This window comes from Myxococcus sp. MxC21-1 (assembly GCF_032612255.1).
In the GTDB taxonomy this organism is placed as follows: Bacteria; Myxococcota; Myxococcia; order Myxococcales; family Myxococcaceae; genus Myxococcus; species Myxococcus virescens.
Map to the genome: position 1 here is coordinate 6,668,393 of NZ_CP123278.1, position 15,792 is coordinate 6,684,184.

General features: G+C 68.6%; 18 protein-coding genes. 10 read left to right on the forward strand and 8 right to left on the reverse strand.

Annotated features, from left to right (window positions below; all coding sequences use genetic code 11):
• Positions 1 to 149: 149 nt before the first annotated feature.
• The 5 genes from QEG98_RS29500 to QEG98_RS29520 all read left to right on the forward strand — a co-directional run bounded on the left by QEG98_RS29500 (position 150) and on the right by QEG98_RS29520 (position 5,622).
• On the forward strand, positions 150 to 2,228 hold the full coding sequence (locus QEG98_RS29500; RefSeq protein WP_316563685.1) for a prolyl oligopeptidase family serine peptidase: 2,079 nt from the start codon (positions 150 to 152) through the stop codon (positions 2,226 to 2,228).
• 213 nt (positions 2,229 to 2,441) lie between these two features.
• Positions 2,442 to 3,455, forward strand: a complete 1,014-nt coding sequence (locus QEG98_RS29505; protein WP_316563686.1) for a fatty acid desaturase — start codon at positions 2,442 to 2,444, stop codon at positions 3,453 to 3,455.
• Between the two features lie 2 nt (positions 3,456 to 3,457).
• On the forward strand, positions 3,458 to 4,180 hold the full coding sequence (locus QEG98_RS29510) for a hypothetical protein (protein ID WP_316563687.1): 723 nt from the start codon (positions 3,458 to 3,460) through the stop codon (positions 4,178 to 4,180).
• Complete coding sequence (locus QEG98_RS29515; protein ID WP_316563688.1) at positions 4,173 to 5,249, forward strand: YheT family hydrolase; 1,077 nt, start codon at positions 4,173 to 4,175, stop codon at positions 5,247 to 5,249. The genes QEG98_RS29510 and QEG98_RS29515 overlap by 8 nt, the downstream gene beginning before the upstream one ends.
• Entirely contained in the window at positions 5,170 to 5,622 is a 453-nt protein-coding gene (locus QEG98_RS29520) for an acyl-CoA thioesterase (protein ID WP_225888026.1), read from the forward strand. Before QEG98_RS29515 ends, QEG98_RS29520 begins: the two co-directional genes overlap by 80 nt.
• A 22-nt stretch (positions 5,623 to 5,644) precedes the next feature.
• On the opposite strand, the gene QEG98_RS29525 is transcribed toward QEG98_RS29520, so the two are convergent.
• From QEG98_RS29525 to QEG98_RS29555, 7 genes are all read right to left on the reverse strand, one after another.
• On the reverse strand, positions 5,645 to 6,949 hold the full coding sequence (locus QEG98_RS29525; protein ID WP_316563689.1) for an FAD-dependent oxidoreductase: 1,305 nt from the start codon (positions 6,947 to 6,949) through the stop codon (positions 5,645 to 5,647).
• The gene (locus QEG98_RS29530) at positions 6,925 to 7,095 is read right to left on the reverse strand and encodes a hypothetical protein (protein ID WP_316563690.1); all 171 of its coding nucleotides are present in this window, start codon (positions 7,093 to 7,095) and stop codon (positions 6,925 to 6,927) included. Before QEG98_RS29530 ends, QEG98_RS29525 begins: the two co-directional genes overlap by 25 nt.
• A 115-nt stretch (positions 7,096 to 7,210) precedes the next feature.
• Positions 7,211 to 7,363: a hypothetical protein gene (locus QEG98_RS29535; RefSeq protein ID WP_163884630.1), complete on the reverse strand. Its 153-nt coding sequence runs from the start codon at positions 7,361 to 7,363 to the stop codon at positions 7,211 to 7,213.
• Positions 7,360 to 8,445: an aKG-HExxH-type peptide beta-hydroxylase gene (locus tag QEG98_RS29540; RefSeq protein ID WP_316563691.1), complete on the reverse strand. Its 1,086-nt coding sequence runs from the start codon at positions 8,443 to 8,445 to the stop codon at positions 7,360 to 7,362. Before QEG98_RS29540 ends, QEG98_RS29535 begins: the two co-directional genes overlap by 4 nt.
• Positions 8,331 to 8,816: a hypothetical protein gene (locus tag QEG98_RS29545; RefSeq protein WP_316563692.1), complete on the reverse strand. Its 486-nt coding sequence runs from the start codon at positions 8,814 to 8,816 to the stop codon at positions 8,331 to 8,333. Before QEG98_RS29545 ends, QEG98_RS29540 begins: the two co-directional genes overlap by 115 nt.
• Positions 8,813 to 10,300: an aKG-HExxH-type peptide beta-hydroxylase gene (locus QEG98_RS29550; RefSeq protein ID WP_316563693.1), complete on the reverse strand. Its 1,488-nt coding sequence runs from the start codon at positions 10,298 to 10,300 to the stop codon at positions 8,813 to 8,815. The genes QEG98_RS29545 and QEG98_RS29550 overlap by 4 nt, the downstream gene beginning before the upstream one ends.
• Before the next feature lie 310 nt (positions 10,301 to 10,610).
• On the reverse strand, positions 10,611 to 11,108 hold the full coding sequence (locus tag QEG98_RS29555; protein WP_316563694.1) for a GNAT family N-acetyltransferase: 498 nt from the start codon (positions 11,106 to 11,108) through the stop codon (positions 10,611 to 10,613).
• A gap of 432 nt (positions 11,109 to 11,540) precedes the next feature.
• On the opposite strand from QEG98_RS29555, the gene QEG98_RS29560 reads away from it, so the two are divergent.
• The 5 genes from QEG98_RS29560 to QEG98_RS29575 all read left to right on the forward strand — a co-directional run bounded on the left by QEG98_RS29560 (position 11,541) and on the right by QEG98_RS29575 (position 14,888).
• Positions 11,541 to 13,067: a ricin-type beta-trefoil lectin domain protein gene (locus QEG98_RS29560; RefSeq protein WP_316563695.1), complete on the forward strand. Its 1,527-nt coding sequence runs from the start codon at positions 11,541 to 11,543 to the stop codon at positions 13,065 to 13,067.
• Positions 13,068 to 13,243: 176 nt separating this feature from the next.
• Positions 13,244 to 13,966, forward strand: a complete 723-nt coding sequence (locus tag QEG98_RS29565) for a metallophosphoesterase (protein WP_410477862.1) — start codon at positions 13,244 to 13,246, stop codon at positions 13,964 to 13,966.
• On the forward strand, positions 13,960 to 14,220 hold the full coding sequence (locus tag QEG98_RS42295; protein ID WP_410477863.1) for a hypothetical protein: 261 nt from the start codon (positions 13,960 to 13,962) through the stop codon (positions 14,218 to 14,220). Before QEG98_RS29565 ends, QEG98_RS42295 begins: the two co-directional genes overlap by 7 nt.
• Before the next feature lie 128 nt (positions 14,221 to 14,348).
• Positions 14,349 to 14,651, forward strand: a complete 303-nt coding sequence (locus QEG98_RS29570; RefSeq protein WP_316563696.1) for a hypothetical protein — start codon at positions 14,349 to 14,351, stop codon at positions 14,649 to 14,651.
• 60 nt (positions 14,652 to 14,711) lie between these two features.
• Positions 14,712 to 14,888, forward strand: a complete 177-nt coding sequence (locus tag QEG98_RS29575; protein ID WP_316563697.1) for a hypothetical protein — start codon at positions 14,712 to 14,714, stop codon at positions 14,886 to 14,888.
• A 3-nt stretch (positions 14,889 to 14,891) separates the two neighbouring features.
• Here QEG98_RS29575 and QEG98_RS29580 read toward each other — a convergent pair whose 3' ends face one another.
• Positions 14,892 to 15,788 (reverse strand): NAD-dependent epimerase/dehydratase family protein, encoded by an 897-nt coding sequence (locus QEG98_RS29580; protein WP_316563698.1) that lies wholly within the window; start codon positions 15,786 to 15,788, stop codon positions 14,892 to 14,894.
• Positions 15,789 to 15,792 lie beyond the last annotated feature (4 nt).

Consider the following 15,792-nt stretch of genomic DNA (forward strand, 5'->3'; position numbering starts at 1 on the left):
CTCCTGGAATTCGTCGGATTCACGCGCGTAATACCGGAGTCCGACACCGCGCCGCGCGAAGGTGCCCCGCGCGGTTGGGCTACAACCTCGCCGCGCCATCTTGCCTGCGCGTCCGCGCCAGGACCGGCGCCCCCCTGGAGGAACATCCGATGACGCCCGTGGACCGGACCTGGACGTACCCCTCCGCACGCAGAGACGCGCGGAGCGGCTACACGCTGCACGGACAGCGCTTCGACGACCCCTACGCGTGGATGGAACAGCTCGACGCGCCGGAGACGCAGGCGTGGATTTCCGAGCAGGAGACCCTCACGCAATCGGTGCTCCACGCCCTCCCTGGACGCGAGGCACTGCGCGAGGCGGTCACCCGCTCCGCGCGGCAGGCACGCAGGTCCCCGCCCATCGCCGCCGGTCCGGAGGGGCGTGCGTTCCTCTGGCAGGCAGAGACCCACGACGACAAGCTCAAGCTCCTGCTCCGGCGCCACGAAGGAGCGCCGTTGGAGACGTTGCTCGACCCCAACACGTGGGCGAGCAACGAGGTGCTCGTCTTCGCGGTCCCCTCCCCGGATGGCGCATTCGTCGCGTTCGGCAAGGCCGTGGGAAGCGCCCACGGCGCATTGATTCACGTCCTCGAGGTCTCGACGGGGAGGCTGCTGCCGGACCGCCCCCGAGGCACCAGCCACGCCTCGGTGGCCTGGCGGCCCGATTCATCCGGGTTCTTCTACGCCGCGAATCCCGACCCCGGCGAGGTGCCCACGGGCGAAGAGGCCCACTGGAACGCCGTCTATGAGCACCGCCTGGGCTCGGGCGCACCCGCCCGGCGCGTCTTCGGTGATGACCACGAGAAGGAGTACTGGTGCACCGTCAAGGTGAGCGAGTGCGGCCGCTTCGCCGTGCTCGCGAAGTGGGACTACGTCCACGCCAACGTCATCACCCTGCTGCGCCTCGCGGATGATGCGCGCATCCCCGTGGCAACAGGCATGACCTCCCTCAATCAGGTGCAGGTCATCGGGGAGTCCCTGCTCATCCATACCGACCTCGACGCACCACGCGGCAGGCTCTGCACCGCGCCGCTGACGGCGCCCACCCAGTGGCGGACACTCATCCCGGAAAGCGAGCACACCCTTCAGACGGTCGCAGGCGTCGGCGGCCGGCTCTACGCCGTCTATTCACGCGCGGCGTCGCACCACGTGCGCATCCACGCCGAGGACGGCACCTGGCTGCGCGACCTGAAGCTCCCAGCCCTGGGCGCCGTGAATCGCAACGAGGGAGAGGGAATCGTCAGCGGCGTCAGTGGCCCCTGGCGGGGCGACGAGGTGTGGGTGAACTTCATGTCGTACGTGCAGGCCCCCTCTGTCTATCGCTACGACTACGACGCAGACCTGCTGACGCCGTACCACGTCCCCGACGTCGGGCTCGACGCGTCCGAATACGTGACGGAGCAGGTCTGGTACCCGTCGCTCGACGGCACCCGGGTGTCCATGTTCCTCGTCCACCGGAAGGACCTGCCACGCGACGGACAGTGGCCCGTGAGGCTGAGTGGCTACGGCGGCTTCAACATCTCCGTGGAGCCGCGCTTCACGCCGCTCCAAGCCGCCTGGCTGAAGTGCGGCGGCGTGCTGGCCTTCGCCAACGTCCGGGGCGGCGGAGAGTACGGCCGCGCCTGGCACGAGGCGGCCCTCAAGACACGCCGGCAGAACGCCTTCGATGACTTCATCGCGGCGGCGCGCTGGCTCGTCTCGGAGGGCTACACGGTGCCTGCCCGGCTGGCCTCGCGAGGAAACAGCAATGGTGGGCTGCTGGTCGCCGTCACCGCCATGCAGGCCCCAGCGTCCTTTGGGGCCGTCTTCTGCCGCGCGCCCACGCTCGACATGCTGCGCTTCCCGCGCTTCGGCTACCTGAGCTCGGCCACCGTCGAATACGGCTCACCCGAGGACCCGGTTGAGGGTGCCTACCTCGCGGGGTACTCGCCCTACCACCATGTCAGAGCCGGGCTCCGTTACCCCCGGATGGCCTTCGTCGCCGCGCTGAACGACCGGACCGCCCCACCCCACGACCCGCTGAAGATGGTCGCCAGACTTCAGGCGGAAGGCGCGCAGGGCGGGCCCTTTCTCCTGCTCCCACTTCGCGACTCCGGGCATGGGGGCGGCACCACCCTGACGGCGCTCATCGAGCAGGACGTCGACGAGCTCTGCTTCTACTGTGAGGCGCTCGGCGTCTCCCCGGGCTGAGACACCCGCGCCGAAGGCGCCCGACGACGTCAAGCACCCCACCACCCCAGGGCTTCTTGATTCGAGAATCAACGCGCGTTATGTCGGAAATCCCCAGATTGATAGCCCTCGGGGGAGGTCTGGGGATTCGGGGCAGCCATGCCATCTGACGCATCCACCGTTAGCGATTCTCGCGCCCAGTCCCAGGATTGGCGGGCGCGCACCCAGCGGAGCGTGGTCCAGCTCGTGGGATGCGTGGGCGCCTATGTCCTGCTCGCGGGGGCCAGCTATGTCTTCTTCGCCCAAAGCCTGGTGGGCGGCGTGGCGCTGGCGGTGCTCGCGGGCGTCGTGCTCGTCCGGGTCTTCATCCTTCAGCACGACTGTGCCCACCGCTCGTTGTTCCAGCGTCCGGTGACGAATGACCGGGTGGGCGTGGTGCTGGGCATGCTGACGCTGGCGCCGCACGCGTACTGGCGGGCCATGCACCTGGTCCACCACAGCACCAGCGGAGACCTCGACCGGCGCGGCGTGGGCGACATCGTGACGATGACGGCCCAGGAGTACCTGGCGCTCAAGCCCTCCCAGCGCCTGCGCTACCGGCTGTACCGGCACCCCGCGGTCCTCCTGGGCGTGGGGCCCATCTTCCAGTTCCTGCTGCGCTTCCGCATGCCGGGCATCGTCGCCAAGGAGCGCAGGCCCGAGCGCCGCTCCATCCTGGTGACGAACCTGGCGCTGGTGGCCGTCCACCTCGCGTTCCTGGCGCTGGGTGACTGGCCCCGGTGGCTGGTGGTGCACCTCATCATCACCCAGGTGGCCGCGGGCCTGGGCATCTGGCTCTTCTTCGTGCAGCACCAGGTGGAGCGGCCCTACTGGGTTCCCCGGGCGCAGTGGTCCCTGAAGGGCTCGGCGCTCCAGGGCAGCAGTCACCTGGTGCTGCCACGCGCCTTCGAGTGGCTCTTCGGCGCCATCAACCTGCACCACGTCCATCACCTGAAGCCCCAGATTCCCAACTACCTGCTGCGCGGCTACATGGAGCAGCACGGACTGGCCGAAGAGGGCGTGAAGCTGGGTCTGCGCGACTCGGTGCTCGCCTTCCGCCTCAAGGTGTACGACGAGGCCACCGGCAGGATGACGGGCTTTCCCCCTGTCCACGCGGTCCAGGCCAGGACACCGCTGGCCTCCCCGCCCTCCATCGAGCCGACAGGTCAGCTGGGCCGGCTGCTGACCTTCTCCGGCGAGGAACGCTGAAAATGCCTGATTACGTCCATGTCCTCCTCGGACTCGTGCTGGGGTACGTCATCTCCTCGTACGTCGAGTCCTTCATGCACGAGTACGTGTCCGACGCGCGTCCGAAGGCGGTGCGCTTCTGGAACCGCGCGCCGCGCCTGTTCCGGCCGATGATCAACACGCACTTCTCCCACCACACCATCCACCACGTGAGGACGTTCCGGAGCAACCACGTGACGCAGTTCCGGAGCGAAGAGGAGAAGCAGAAGCTCACCGAGGAGCTGCTCCAGCGGGGCAAGCACGGCCGGACCATCATCAACGGCGCCTTTGCCACCCGGCTGCACGGCGAGGGCGCCTTCGTCTTCGTGGCCCCGCTGGTCATCTTCTTCCCGGTGTTCTACTTCACGCTCAAGCCCATCGCCTTCCTGGCCGGCTGCGTGACGCTGCTGCTGCCGCCCTTCATGAGCCACTTCGTCCACCCGTACCTGCACATGCCCTTCGAGGCAGGACAGCGCACGGCGCCCCGGTGGCTGGCGTGGCTGCTGCGGACCCGCTACATGCGTGCCGTCTACCGCAACCACTTCCTGCACCACCGCTATGGCGGCGTGTCCAACTTCAACCTGGTGCTGGGGGCGGACATCGTGCGGCGGCGCACGCGCGTGCTGACGGAGAAGGACCTGAGCGTCATGGCCGAGGTGGGCATGCCGCTGCCCGAAGAGGCCCCCACGCGGACCGTCCATGGCTGAGCATGCGAGTGTCTTCCATGTCCCCTGGTGGCTGCGCTTCTCCCACGTGCAGACCGTGGTCCCCCACCTGGACCGGCGCCGCCAAGACGTGGTCACCGAGCACATCCGCCACGAGCTGGCGGACGGTGACTTCGTGGACGTGTACTGGCTGAACCGGACGCGGCCAGGGCCCTTGTTCATCCTGCTGCCCGGCATGCAGGGCACGCAGGACTCCACCTACGTCCGCAGCATGCTGTCGGAGCTGTCCCTGCGCGGCCTGCGCGCGGCGGTGTTGTGCCACCGGGGCGGCGCCGTGCCCAACCGGCGGGCCCCCTTCTATCACGCGGGCTTCACCGACCACCTGGCCTGGCTGGTGCGCTTCGTCCGTGAGCAGGAGCCCCACACGCCACTCTATGGCGTGGGCTTCTCCCTGGGCGGCAGCATGCTGATTCGCTACCTGGCGGAGACAGGCCACGCCAGCCACCTGTCCGCCGCGGCGGCCGTGTCCCTGACGTTCTCCCTGGGCAGCACGGCCCGGCGGGCCTGCGAAGGCATCAACCAGCTCTACCAGCTCCGCGTGTTGAACTCGTACAAGCGCGTCGCGCGGCTCAAGGCCCACCTGCCGGAGTTCGCCTCACGCGTCGGGACGCTGAACGGGATGCGCAGCATCCAGGCCTTCGACGAGGTCTTCACCGCGCCCCTCCACGGCTTCAAGGACGCGGAGGACTACTACGAGCGGTGCAGCAGCCAGCAATTCCTGCCGGGCATCGAGGTGCCCTTCCTCGTCCTCAACGCCGAGGACGACCCGCTCGTCGCCCGGGACACGCTCCCCGACGCACGCGCGCTGCGGGAGCACGTGCGGCTGGAGCTGACGCCGCATGGCGGGCACCTGGGTTTCATGTATCAGCGTTCCTCCGGGCTGGGTTACTACCCGCCGGCCCGGCTCATCTCGTTCTTCCTGCAGGAGCCGTCCGAAGCACATGAATCTCTATCTCAGGATGTTGTGGGTCATGCTCTCCTCGCTCTGGAAGCCGGAGATGCGCGTGGACGCGCTGACGAGCACGCTGGAGCAGCGCGTCCTGCCCAATGACCTGGACCTGAACCTGCACATGAACAACGGACGGTTCCTCACCGTCTGTGACTTGAGCCGGGTCGACCTGTTCATCCGGACGGGCCTGCTGGCGCTCATGCTCAAGCAGAAGTGGGCGCCCATCATCGTGCGCCACACCATGGACTACAAAAAGCCGCTTCGCCCGTTCCAGAAGTACACGGTGTCCATGTCGATTACCCGCTGGGACGAGAAGTACTTCTACGCCACCCACCAGTTCCTCTCGCGCGGGAAGGTGGTGGCGGAGGGCGAGTCCACCGCGGTGCTGCTCGGGCGCGAGGGCGTCGTCCCGCCGGAGAAGGTGATTGAGGCGGTCACCGCCCGGCAGAACCGGACGGCGGTGGAGAGCCACTGAGCATCCCGGGCCTGGGCCCGCTTCACGCCCAGGCCTTGCGGACCTCCGCGTAGTAGTTGCGGAAGAACGGCACCATGGCCGCGCGATTGCTGTCGACGATGGCCAGGAGCTCCGGGGGCATGACGAACTCCTCCTCCCCCAGCGCGTCGTAGAGCGAGTCCAGCATCTGCTGGTAGAAGCGCGGGAAGGCGCGGTGCCAGCCCACCTTGGGCAGCCGGATGCCGTGCTCCCACCCCATGGCCAGGTAGTGCTTGAGCGCCTCCGCGCGCGCCTCCTTCAGCGTGTAGAGGGAGATGGGCTTGCGCTCCGGCAGGAAGTCCTCGGCCACCAGGCCGCTCTGCCCGCACATCCGCCGCGCCATGTGTTGCCCCAGCAGCGGGGAGAGGAACAGCCCGTCGCGGTACGTGCCCGTGAGCAGCCACAGCCCGTCAACGGACGTCGGTCCGATGAGCGGGCACGTGTCCACGGTGACGGGCCGGTTTCCCGCCTGCCAGGCGACGAGCTGCGCGGCGCAGAGGTCCTGGTCAATCTGCTCCAGGACGCACTCCAGCAGGAAGTACATGTCGGCCGGTGTGGTGCGCAGCATCGGCCGCGCCATCAGGATGTTCGTCGCGCCGAAATAGAGCTGGTCCCCCCCGCGGGGCATGCCATGAAGGCCACAGGCGAAGGCCCGGTTCGGCGTGCGCACCACGTGCTGGAGCGACGGCCGGGGCACCTGGAGCAGCAGCGACGTCCCGCCGCCGCTGAAGATGCGGGGGATGCGCCGCGCCAGCTCCGGTAGCTCGTCGAGCACCGCCTGCGTCCCCACGCCCATGGCGAGCACCACCTGCGCGGCGCTGAGCGCGCGGCCATCCTCCAACCGCACGCCCGTCACGCGGCCACCCTGGACGTCCAGCGTCTTGACCGCCCCATCCACGACGGACACCTGCGGCGACTGCTCCAGGGACAGGGTGAGCGCCCGCAGCAGGCGGCTCGCGTCCACCGAGCCCTCGCGGGGAAGGAACAGCGCCTGCTTGGGCCGGCAGTCCTCCGCGGGATTCAGGCCCGGCACCTGGTTGGGGTCCAGCAGCTCGTGCGGCTCGTCCTCGTCCTTCACCGCCTGCTGGATGGCGATGAAGTTCTCGTCCTCAATCGTCCCGGACTTGGCGTTGCTGAAGACAATGGTGCCCGCGCGGACCTGGACGTGTGCGTCCTCGGGCAGCTCGCCATTGAGCTGCTCCAGCCACGAGGGCCAGAGGCGCGCGGCGAGCACGCCCTTGGCGTGCTTCGCGCGGCCCGGCGCGGTCCGCAGCAAGGGCGCCGTCACCTCACCGTAGCAGCCCAGCATCGCCCCGGCTGCGGGGGACGCTCCCGCGGGACGGCTGAGGGGCCGACCACGGCGATGCGCAGACGGGGGTCCACCAGCGTCAAGGCGCGCGCGGTCGCCAGGCCCAACGCGCCGTTGCCCGCCACCACGATGTCATACGTGTCCATTCGCTCGCTGTCCTCGGTGGCATGGGGAGATGGAAGAGCGCCCGCCGCATCCGGCTCGAAGGGAGCGCGGACACGGCGGGCAGAACGTCAGGGCTTCAGGCTGACCCGCCGGGGGTCAGTCCTCCTTTTTGGACGTGTCGTTGACGACGTAGGGAGGCCACCACTGGCGCTCCGCGCTCGACCCACACGTCACGCTCGGCTCCTGGAGCAGGTCCTTCTCGGCCACCAGGTTCTTCACGGTCTCCAGCCACTGCGATCCGTTGTTCATGCCACGTCTCCTTGCTGCCGTGTTGGCTCTACGAGGGTACTGCGTACTAGTGAGTCGAGCCCCGAACGCAACTGTCGGCGCGCTTCGTCCGGGGCCACTCTCGCGCCGACAACCTCGAGGTAAGCCCGCTCCATGTCGGAGTAGGTCCGGCCGTCGCTGAGTTCGAAAATCAGCCACGCATTCAAGTCGAGCCAGTGGATGCGCGGCGCGGCCGGTGAGAACACCATCAAGCACTCGCCCTGCTTCGACGGGCGGACCCGCAGCCCGTTCACCTTGCGGTACGCGGCCCGCTCCGGCTCACGGGCTCGGGGGCCGGCGTCCTTGAGGAAGAGCGCGCGGTCCACGGGCGCCAGGGACTCGCTCAGCCACCGAACGAAGTCGCGCCCCTGCGGGGTGAGCAGGTGGGCCCACTCCGTCAGCAACATCTCTCCCAGGTAGCGGGCACGATCCACCGAGCGGCCGTAGCGCGAGGCGCTGTCGTTGTTCACGACCGACATCGCATGCGGGCGAGACACATACGCCGAGGGGTCCCCGAACCGCTCCGTCAGGGTGCGGTCCGCCGTGAGCGCGGCTGCCTTGAAGAGCGAGAGGTGCACGTAGACGTGGTAGGCGAACACCGTGCGGACGATGGACCAGCGGATGTCACGCCAGGGGACCTGAATGGTCTCCTCCGGACGGGCCGCGAGCGCCACCGAGCGCGTCGCGTCGAAGAGCTTCATATGAAGCCCTTCGTGCAGCAGGCATCCGGCGACGTCCCAGGGGTTCCCGAGCTCCTCCAACGACAGGAAGATGGTGGAGGGCGTCAGGTCGCCCCCCGCGGCGGACAGGACGGTGCCCCCTTCGAGCCGGGCGCTGAGCAGCGCAATGGCCTCGATGTGGGTCAGCGCGCTCGCCCCCGAGTCAGGCAGCAGCAGGGAGAGCAGCTCGATGGAGTCGTTGATCTTCCGCTGCGCGGTGGCGTCCGGGCTCAAGAGCGTCCCACCGCTCTTGGACTTCGCGCCGAAGACGCCGTCGAACGCGGCATGCAGCGCCCGGGAGTACGGGTCCGCGGGCCGGGCCACGTCCCACAGCCACTTCGGCACCTCCGAGCCCACCCGAAAGCGGGACGGCATGCGCGACTCGCACAGGCCCAGCGGCAGCGCCTCCAGCGCGCCCGGCAGCATCTCCTCCAGCGGGTGCGGCGACGCCGGTGGCCCGCCTCCAGGTCGGAGAAGGCCTGCTCCAGCGTCAGGCGCACGAGCGGGTCGAAGAAGACGCGGCGCGCGTCGGCGTCACCGAGCGACTCCACCGTGGACGCGGCGCGCGCCAGGGACGGCAGCCGCTCCGCGAACAGCTCCACGCCAAAGCGGTAGCGGGTCAGCACCTTCGCCAGGATTCGCGGCGAGTCCCCGAACACGGAGTGCCTCGCCAGCGCCCGGTCCGCGGTCTGAACGACGCCCAGGACACTCGTCACGGTGCACCTCCCTCTGCGACCTGCTCAATCATCCCGCTCGACTCCAGACCCCTGAGCGTGGGCGCCAGCTGGGCCCAGGCGCGCTCGGCCCCGAGCCCCAGCGACGACGTGTACGAGGTGAGGACCTCTTCCTCCGTCTTGCCGTCACACAGCTCGAAGGCGAGCCACGCCGACAGGTTCAGGGTGACGATCTTCTGCGACGTGGGGTCCAGCGCGAACAGCACCTCCGACGCCGGAGAGCGGCGCAACGAGAGGTTCCGCCCCTGCCGGTAACGCACCGAGGACGGCGCCCGGCTGGAGCTGACCGGCGACGGCGTGGAGGCCGCGGCGCGCGGAGCGGTGTCGCCCGCGGTGACTCCGTCCACCAGGGGACGAACCGTGTCCCAGAGCCACGCGACGAGCTCGCGCCCGTAGGGCGTCACCCGGGGCGACAGTGGGCCCGAGAGCTGCGAGTGCAGGTACGCCAGCCGCTCCTCGGCCCGGGAGTAGGGCTTGACGTCGTTCTTCACCACCGACATCGCGTGGGCCGGAGCGTCGTAGTCACGAGGCGCGCCGAACTCCGCGTAGCAGTCCGGCCCCAGGTGCGTCACCGCCTCGCGGAACACCTGCATGTGCGCGTACGCGTGGTAGGCGAAGACGCTGTTGGACAGGGCCGTCCGCCGTCCCCAGGGCAGCTCCACCGGGTCGTCATCCGTCACGATGGCGCCCGTGCGAATCAGGTCGGAGAGCTTGAGGTGAATCGCCTCATGCAGGATATGGCCCGCCGTGTCCCACGGGTTCTCCAGCTCGTCCGGGTCGATGAAAATCATGCACGGCGTGCCGTCGCCCCCGGAGCCGGTGAGCATCCGGCCACGCGGGCCCCGGATGTTCGCCACGGCGATGCAGTGCAGGTGCAGGAAGACGCTCTGCGCCATCTCCGGCACCAGCCGCCGGAGCAGCTCACAGGCCCGCTCCAGGCCTTCCACCATGCGCGGCGTCGGACGGATGATTTCGACGCTGCTCTTGGCCCCTGGCATGAACCCGGTGCGGATGCTGTCGCGCAGCAGGTCCCCGACCCGCGACGGCGTGTCCGGGAGGTCCCAGACCCAGGTGCGGCCCGAAGGGCCCACCGTGAGGTCACGCCCCATCGCCTTGCGCGCGACGGACATCCCACGGCCCTCCTCCAGCGAATCAAGGGCCTCGCCGAGCAGCGCCGGGAAGGTGTCACGCACCGTCCCTACCGGCCCCGTCGTCTCCAGCTTGCTGATGGCCGTCTCCAGCGCGGCGCGCACGAGCAGGTCACCGAACAAGACATTCACGGCCGCCGTGTCCAGCGCCTCGACGCGCTCCATCAGCGCCCGCAGCCGCGCGTCCTGGCGCGACAACACCTCCAGGACGAACTTGTAGCGTTCGATGACACGCAACACGATTTTCGATGAATTTCCAAACGGCTCCTGATGCTGGAACCGATGGTCGAGCTGCCGGATGACCTCAATCTGTTGCACGCTGCTCTCTCCTCGGACGACAGATTCATTAAAAAATCCGCATCCCGGCATAAACAGCATTTCTCAATTTCAAGGTAGCAACCCTTGAAGCCTGTCACAAGCGCCTGGCGAATAAACAGCGTCCTGTCCTCGCTATTTCCCGCGACAATCAGACAGCTGTCTCTGGAAAGAAACTGTCTCACTGAAGTAGCGAAGACGCATTGCGTTGGCTCGCCCGGAGCACCGCGCCCAGCCCCAAAGACAGCCAGAAGCGCATCGACCGTAGGAAGCAATTGGAGTTGAGCATGGCACGGTTGTCATGCCCGCAGCCTCATCTTGTCTTCCCTTTCGCGCACTCTTCTCGATTTCGGACATAGACGTCCGGGTCATGGCGCTCCATGAAGGACGCGGGCGCGCCCAATGGCTGAAAGCCGTAACGTGCATAGAGCGAATGGGCATCTCGCGTGGCGAGCAAGAACCGCCGAAGCCCTTGCAGGTCGGGATGCTCGAGCAGCGCCTCCATCATCCACTGGCCCAGGCCCCGCCCCTGGTACGGCTCCAGGACGAAGACATCACAAAGATAGGCGAAGCTCGCGCGGTCGGTGACGACGCGGGCGTAGCCCACCTGGTCTCCAGAGGAATAGAGCCCGAAGACGAGCGAGTTCCGGGCGGCCCGCTCGACCGTCTCCCGGGGAATGTCCGCGGACCAGTATGAGCGGGACAGGTAGCCATGGACGACGTCCAGGTCGATGCGCGCGGGGTCGTCGGAGGCGACGAACCCGTCATCGCGGTGAACTTCGTAGGGAATGGCCTCAGTGAGGGTGCGCATGGGCGTGACGCCATCCTACGTCCTCCCGGCGTGTCGCCCGCTGTGCTGCATCCAGGGAGCAGTACAGTTCGTCGCGCGCGTCAGGGACAGGCCACCACGACCTTGTCCACCTGGGTACGGCAGCGCATCCGCATGTGCCACGCTGCCACACAGCAGCAGTCCCAACGTCAGCCAGCTCGATTTCGGCCTGACGCAGGGTGGCAACACCTGTCACCAGTTGAGGACGGCCGCACCCACCTGTCTGTCATAATATTGCGAGTGGGGCATACGCCATCACCTCACTCGCCCTGGGAGTCTTTGCACCCGCATTGACTTGCCACATGCTCATGCGGACTCCACATCACGCCAGGGAATCCCTCTCACTCCCGCGCGCAGGCGATGTCCCCTGCCCTGGCGTTCGCTCTGCCGCGGGAACACTCCCCATCTACTGCCATGAATAGAATGTCTGATTGGCTTTCTACCGCGGCGCTGTTCGCTGGCCTTGCCACCCTGACGGGCCTGCCGATGGCCGCCGAGGCCTCGAGCGATGTGTCGCCAGAAATCGTCTCCGCGATGCGCCGGGACCTTGGGCTCACCGAGCAGCAGGTGCATCAGCGCCTGTCCTTCGAGGCGAAGGCACCCGGGCTGGAGCAGACGATGCGTGAACAACTGGGCGACACCTTCGGTGGCGCCTGGCTCGACGCGGAGGGCGGCCAGCTCATCGTCGGTGTCACCGACGAGTCCCGCCTCGCCAAGGCCCGGGTCGCCGGCGTGCGAACCGTGCGCGTGGCGCGGAGCCTGGCGCGGCTGGAGCAGGTGAAGGCGGAGCTGGACCAGAACGTCCAGGCGCGCTCGCCCGCCATCCACTCCTGGTACGTCGACCTGCCGACGAACAGCGTCGTCGTCTACGTGGATGCCTCCAGCCAGACGAAGCTGCGCGCGGATGCCTTCATCGCGCAGAGCTCGGGCCTGAAGGACGGCAGCCTCCGTGTGGTGGCCTCCACCCACGCGCCCGAGCCCGCCTACGACTTGCGCGGCGGTGACCCGTACTACTTCAGCAACTACCGCTGCTCGGTGGGCTTCCCCGTCAACGGGGGCTTCGTCACCGCCGGCCACTGCGGCGGCGCCGGCACGTCCACCACGGGGCACAACGGCGTGGCCCTGGGCACCATCCGTGGCTCCGTCTGGCCCGGCTCCGACTACGGCTGGGTTGCCACCAATGGCTCGTGGACCCCGCAGCCGTGGGTCAACAACTACAGCGGAGGCAACGTCACCGTCGCGGGCTCCCAGGAGGCCCCGGTGAATGCCTCCATCTGCCGCTCCGGCTACACCACCGGTTGGCGGTGCGGCGTGCTCCAGGCGAAGAACATCACCGTCAACTACTCCGTCGGGCCCGTGTACGGCCTGCACAAGACGAACGCGTGCGCGGACGGCGGCGACTCCGGCGGCTCCGTCATCTCCGGCAACCAGGCCCAGGGCGTGACGTCCGGCGTGGCGGGCACGTGCGCCAACGGCAATCCGCCGCAGACGTTCTACCAGCCCGTCAACCCCATCCTGGGCGCCTATGGCCTGACGCTCCGCACGACGGGCGGTGGCAGCAGTGGACGGTCCTTCGTTTCGCGCCTCAACGGCAAGTGCATCGACGTACCCAACTCCAACTTCTCCGACGGCGTGCAGCTCCAGATGTGGGACTGCAATGGCACGAACGCGCAGCGGTGGACCTTCGTCAACGGCACCGTTCAGGCAGGCGGCAAGTGCATGGACGTGGCCTGGGCCTCCACGGCCAACGGCGCGGCCATCCAGCTGGCCAACTGCAGCGGCAACCCGGCACAGCAGTTCGTGCTGAGCGGCGCGGGTGACCTGGTCAGCGTGCTCGCCAACAAGTGCGTGGACATCGTGAACCACAACACGTCCAGCGGCGCCCGGCTCATCATCTACGAGTGCACGGGCAACCCGAACCAGAAGTGGGACTACCGCTGACCCCTCCGTCGCCTGACCGAGCGACCCGGGTGCCTGGAGGCGATTCAGGCACCGAGGGCCGCGCGGGCGTGACACGCTGAGGTTCTCCAGCGCGCCTGGGCCGGCCAGCCCAGGCGCGCCGTCTCACTAGAGGACATGCCCATGCCCCCTCTTTGCTCCACACGCGCCCCCTGCTCGTGCTCATCCCGCTGCTCCTGGCGGCGGCACCTGCACCCCATGCCCCAGCGCAGCCTCGGCTGGAGGACGCGGTCCCCGACACCTTCACCGGCGTGGAGCGCGTGGTGGCGGTGGGGGACGTGCACGGTGACGTGGACGCCCTGAAGGAGGTGCTACGGCTCGCCGGCCTCATCGACGCGAAGGACCGGTGGATTGGCGGCAAGACACACCTGGTCCAGACGGGCGACGTGCCGGACCGGGGCGACCAGACGCGAGCGGCGTTCGACCTGCTCATGCGGCTGGAGCAGGAAGCGCTCGCCGCGGGCGGACGGGTCCACGCCCTGCTCGGCAACCATGAAGCCATGAACATGCTGGGTGACCTGCGCTACGTGAACCCCGGGGAGATGGCTTCGTTCGCAGACCAGAGCCCCGAGCAGGACAGCGCCGGCGCCCCACCCGGCCTCAACGGGCACCGCGTCGCGTACAGCCTCCAGGGCCGCTACGGCCAGTGGCTGCGCAAGCACGCCGCCGTGGTGCGCATCAACGACACCCTCTTCGTGCACGGCGGCGTCGCGCCTGGCGTTCCCGGCGGAAACCTGGCCGAGCTCAACCGCTGGGTGCGCCAGGACTTCTTCCCCGACAATCCACCCGGCGGCGCGCGGGACGCACAGGGCCCTTGTGGTTCCGAGGCTACGCACTGGGCGAGCCGCAGGACGCCGAACCCGCGCTGGACGCGGTGCTGAAGCGCTATGGCGCGCGGCGCATGGTGATGGGGCACACCACGAACCGCGACGGCAAGGTGAAGGTGCGGTTCAACGGCAAGGCGCTGCTCATCGACACCGGGCTGAGCACCGGGTACGGGCGGAACCTCGCGGCCCTGGAGCTTCGCGACGGCAAGGTCAACGCCCTGTACCGCGAAGGCCCCGTCACGCTGGGTTCCGTGGAGCCCTCCGCCGCGCCGGCTCGTCCCACGGGGACGAAGCCTCGGAAGAAATGAGCAGACGCGTCCCGTCCGTCCCCGCGACTGCGCACGGGCGGTGACGCAACGTGCAGTTCCTTGTACATGAAAGACGTGCCATCCCTTCGCGCGGAGACAGGGCCCGGTGGTTGCATCCGGGCGGCCGCATGCGCCTTCCCGTCCCGCTCCTGGCGGCGTCCGTGCTCTTCGCCCTGCCCGCGAGGGCGGACATCACGCTGTTCCCCGAAAGAGAGACCTGGCTGTCCGTGGGCCCCCTGTACAGCGCGGCATTCGGGGCGGACGAGCCCGGCACGGGCGTGGGCGGGGAGTTGACGCTCAATTGGTTCAAGGGCGTGGGCGCCCTGGGCCTCTTCGCGCAGGCACAGAAGATGGAGCGCGGCAGCGCGCGGCTCTGCGCCGGGCTCCAGGGCACCCTGTTCTTCGGGGGTGGAGCTGGGCGTCATGCATGAAACGGCGAGCCGGACGCGCGTGGCGACCACGGGCCTGCACGTCGCGCCCTACCGGCCTTCGTGTTCGGCAGCCTGGGCGTGCGCTTCGGGATTCCCCTGGCCGGGGACCGGGACATCGGCCCCGGCGGCGTGGAGCGGACGCGGCATGCCCGCGAGGTGGGGCTGGTGTTGACGCTCAAGCTCCCCATCGCGCTGAGCTCGCACTCCGTCTGGGGTCCCATCTTCCCCTGGAACTAGCACTCAACCGAGCGGCATCTCGTCGCGAATCCACGCCGTGACGGAGTCGTGCCGGGGCTTCCAGTCCAGTTCGCGGCGCGCGCGCTTGCCACGCACGCGGCTGTTGGAACCGAAGGAGTAGCGCGCGTGGCCTTCACCCCATTCGCGGCTGGCTTCCTCCACCGACCAGGATTGGACGGGCCCCAGCCCGAGCCGCTGGGCGATGGCGGCGCCAATCTCCGCGAAGGAGGCCTCGCCGTTCTCCACGAAGTAGAAGGCCCCGGCGGGCGCGCGCTCCAAGGCGAGCAGGTACAGCGCCACCACGTCATCGATGTGCACGTTGGACCAGCGGTTGACGCCCTTGCCGACGATGCGCACCACGCCGCTCTTGCGCGCCTGCTTCACCAGCGGGGGAATCTGCACGCTGTCCGGGCTGAGCCCGGTGCCCGTGCCATAAATCATCGTGTTGCACAGGACGATGCCGCGCATTCCCTCGGCGGCGAGCACGCTGGTGTCGACCGCGTGACGGGCCTGCTTGTCGGGCTCGACGATGAAGGGGGTGTCCTCGTCGAACACCTTGTCGGAGAGCACGTCGCCTCGGGCGTCGTCGCCAATCACGCTGGAACCACTGGTGTGGAGAAGCGGCTTGCCAGAGCCGCGCAGCCCCGCCAGGAGCGCCTCGACGGCCTCAGCGTGGTCACTGCTGGCCGCGTTGATGACCGCGTCCGCGCGCCGCGCCTCGGCTGTCAGCAGCGCGCGGTCCTCCAAGTCACCCAGCACGGGCTCGATGCCGAGCGCCGCCAGCCGCTCCGCCTTCGCCTTGTCCCTGACCAGCCCTCGGATGGAGTGGCCGCGGGCGTTCAGCGAGTGAGCAAGGGAGCCGCCGATGAAGCCGCTCGCGCCCGTCAGGAACAGTTGCATGGAC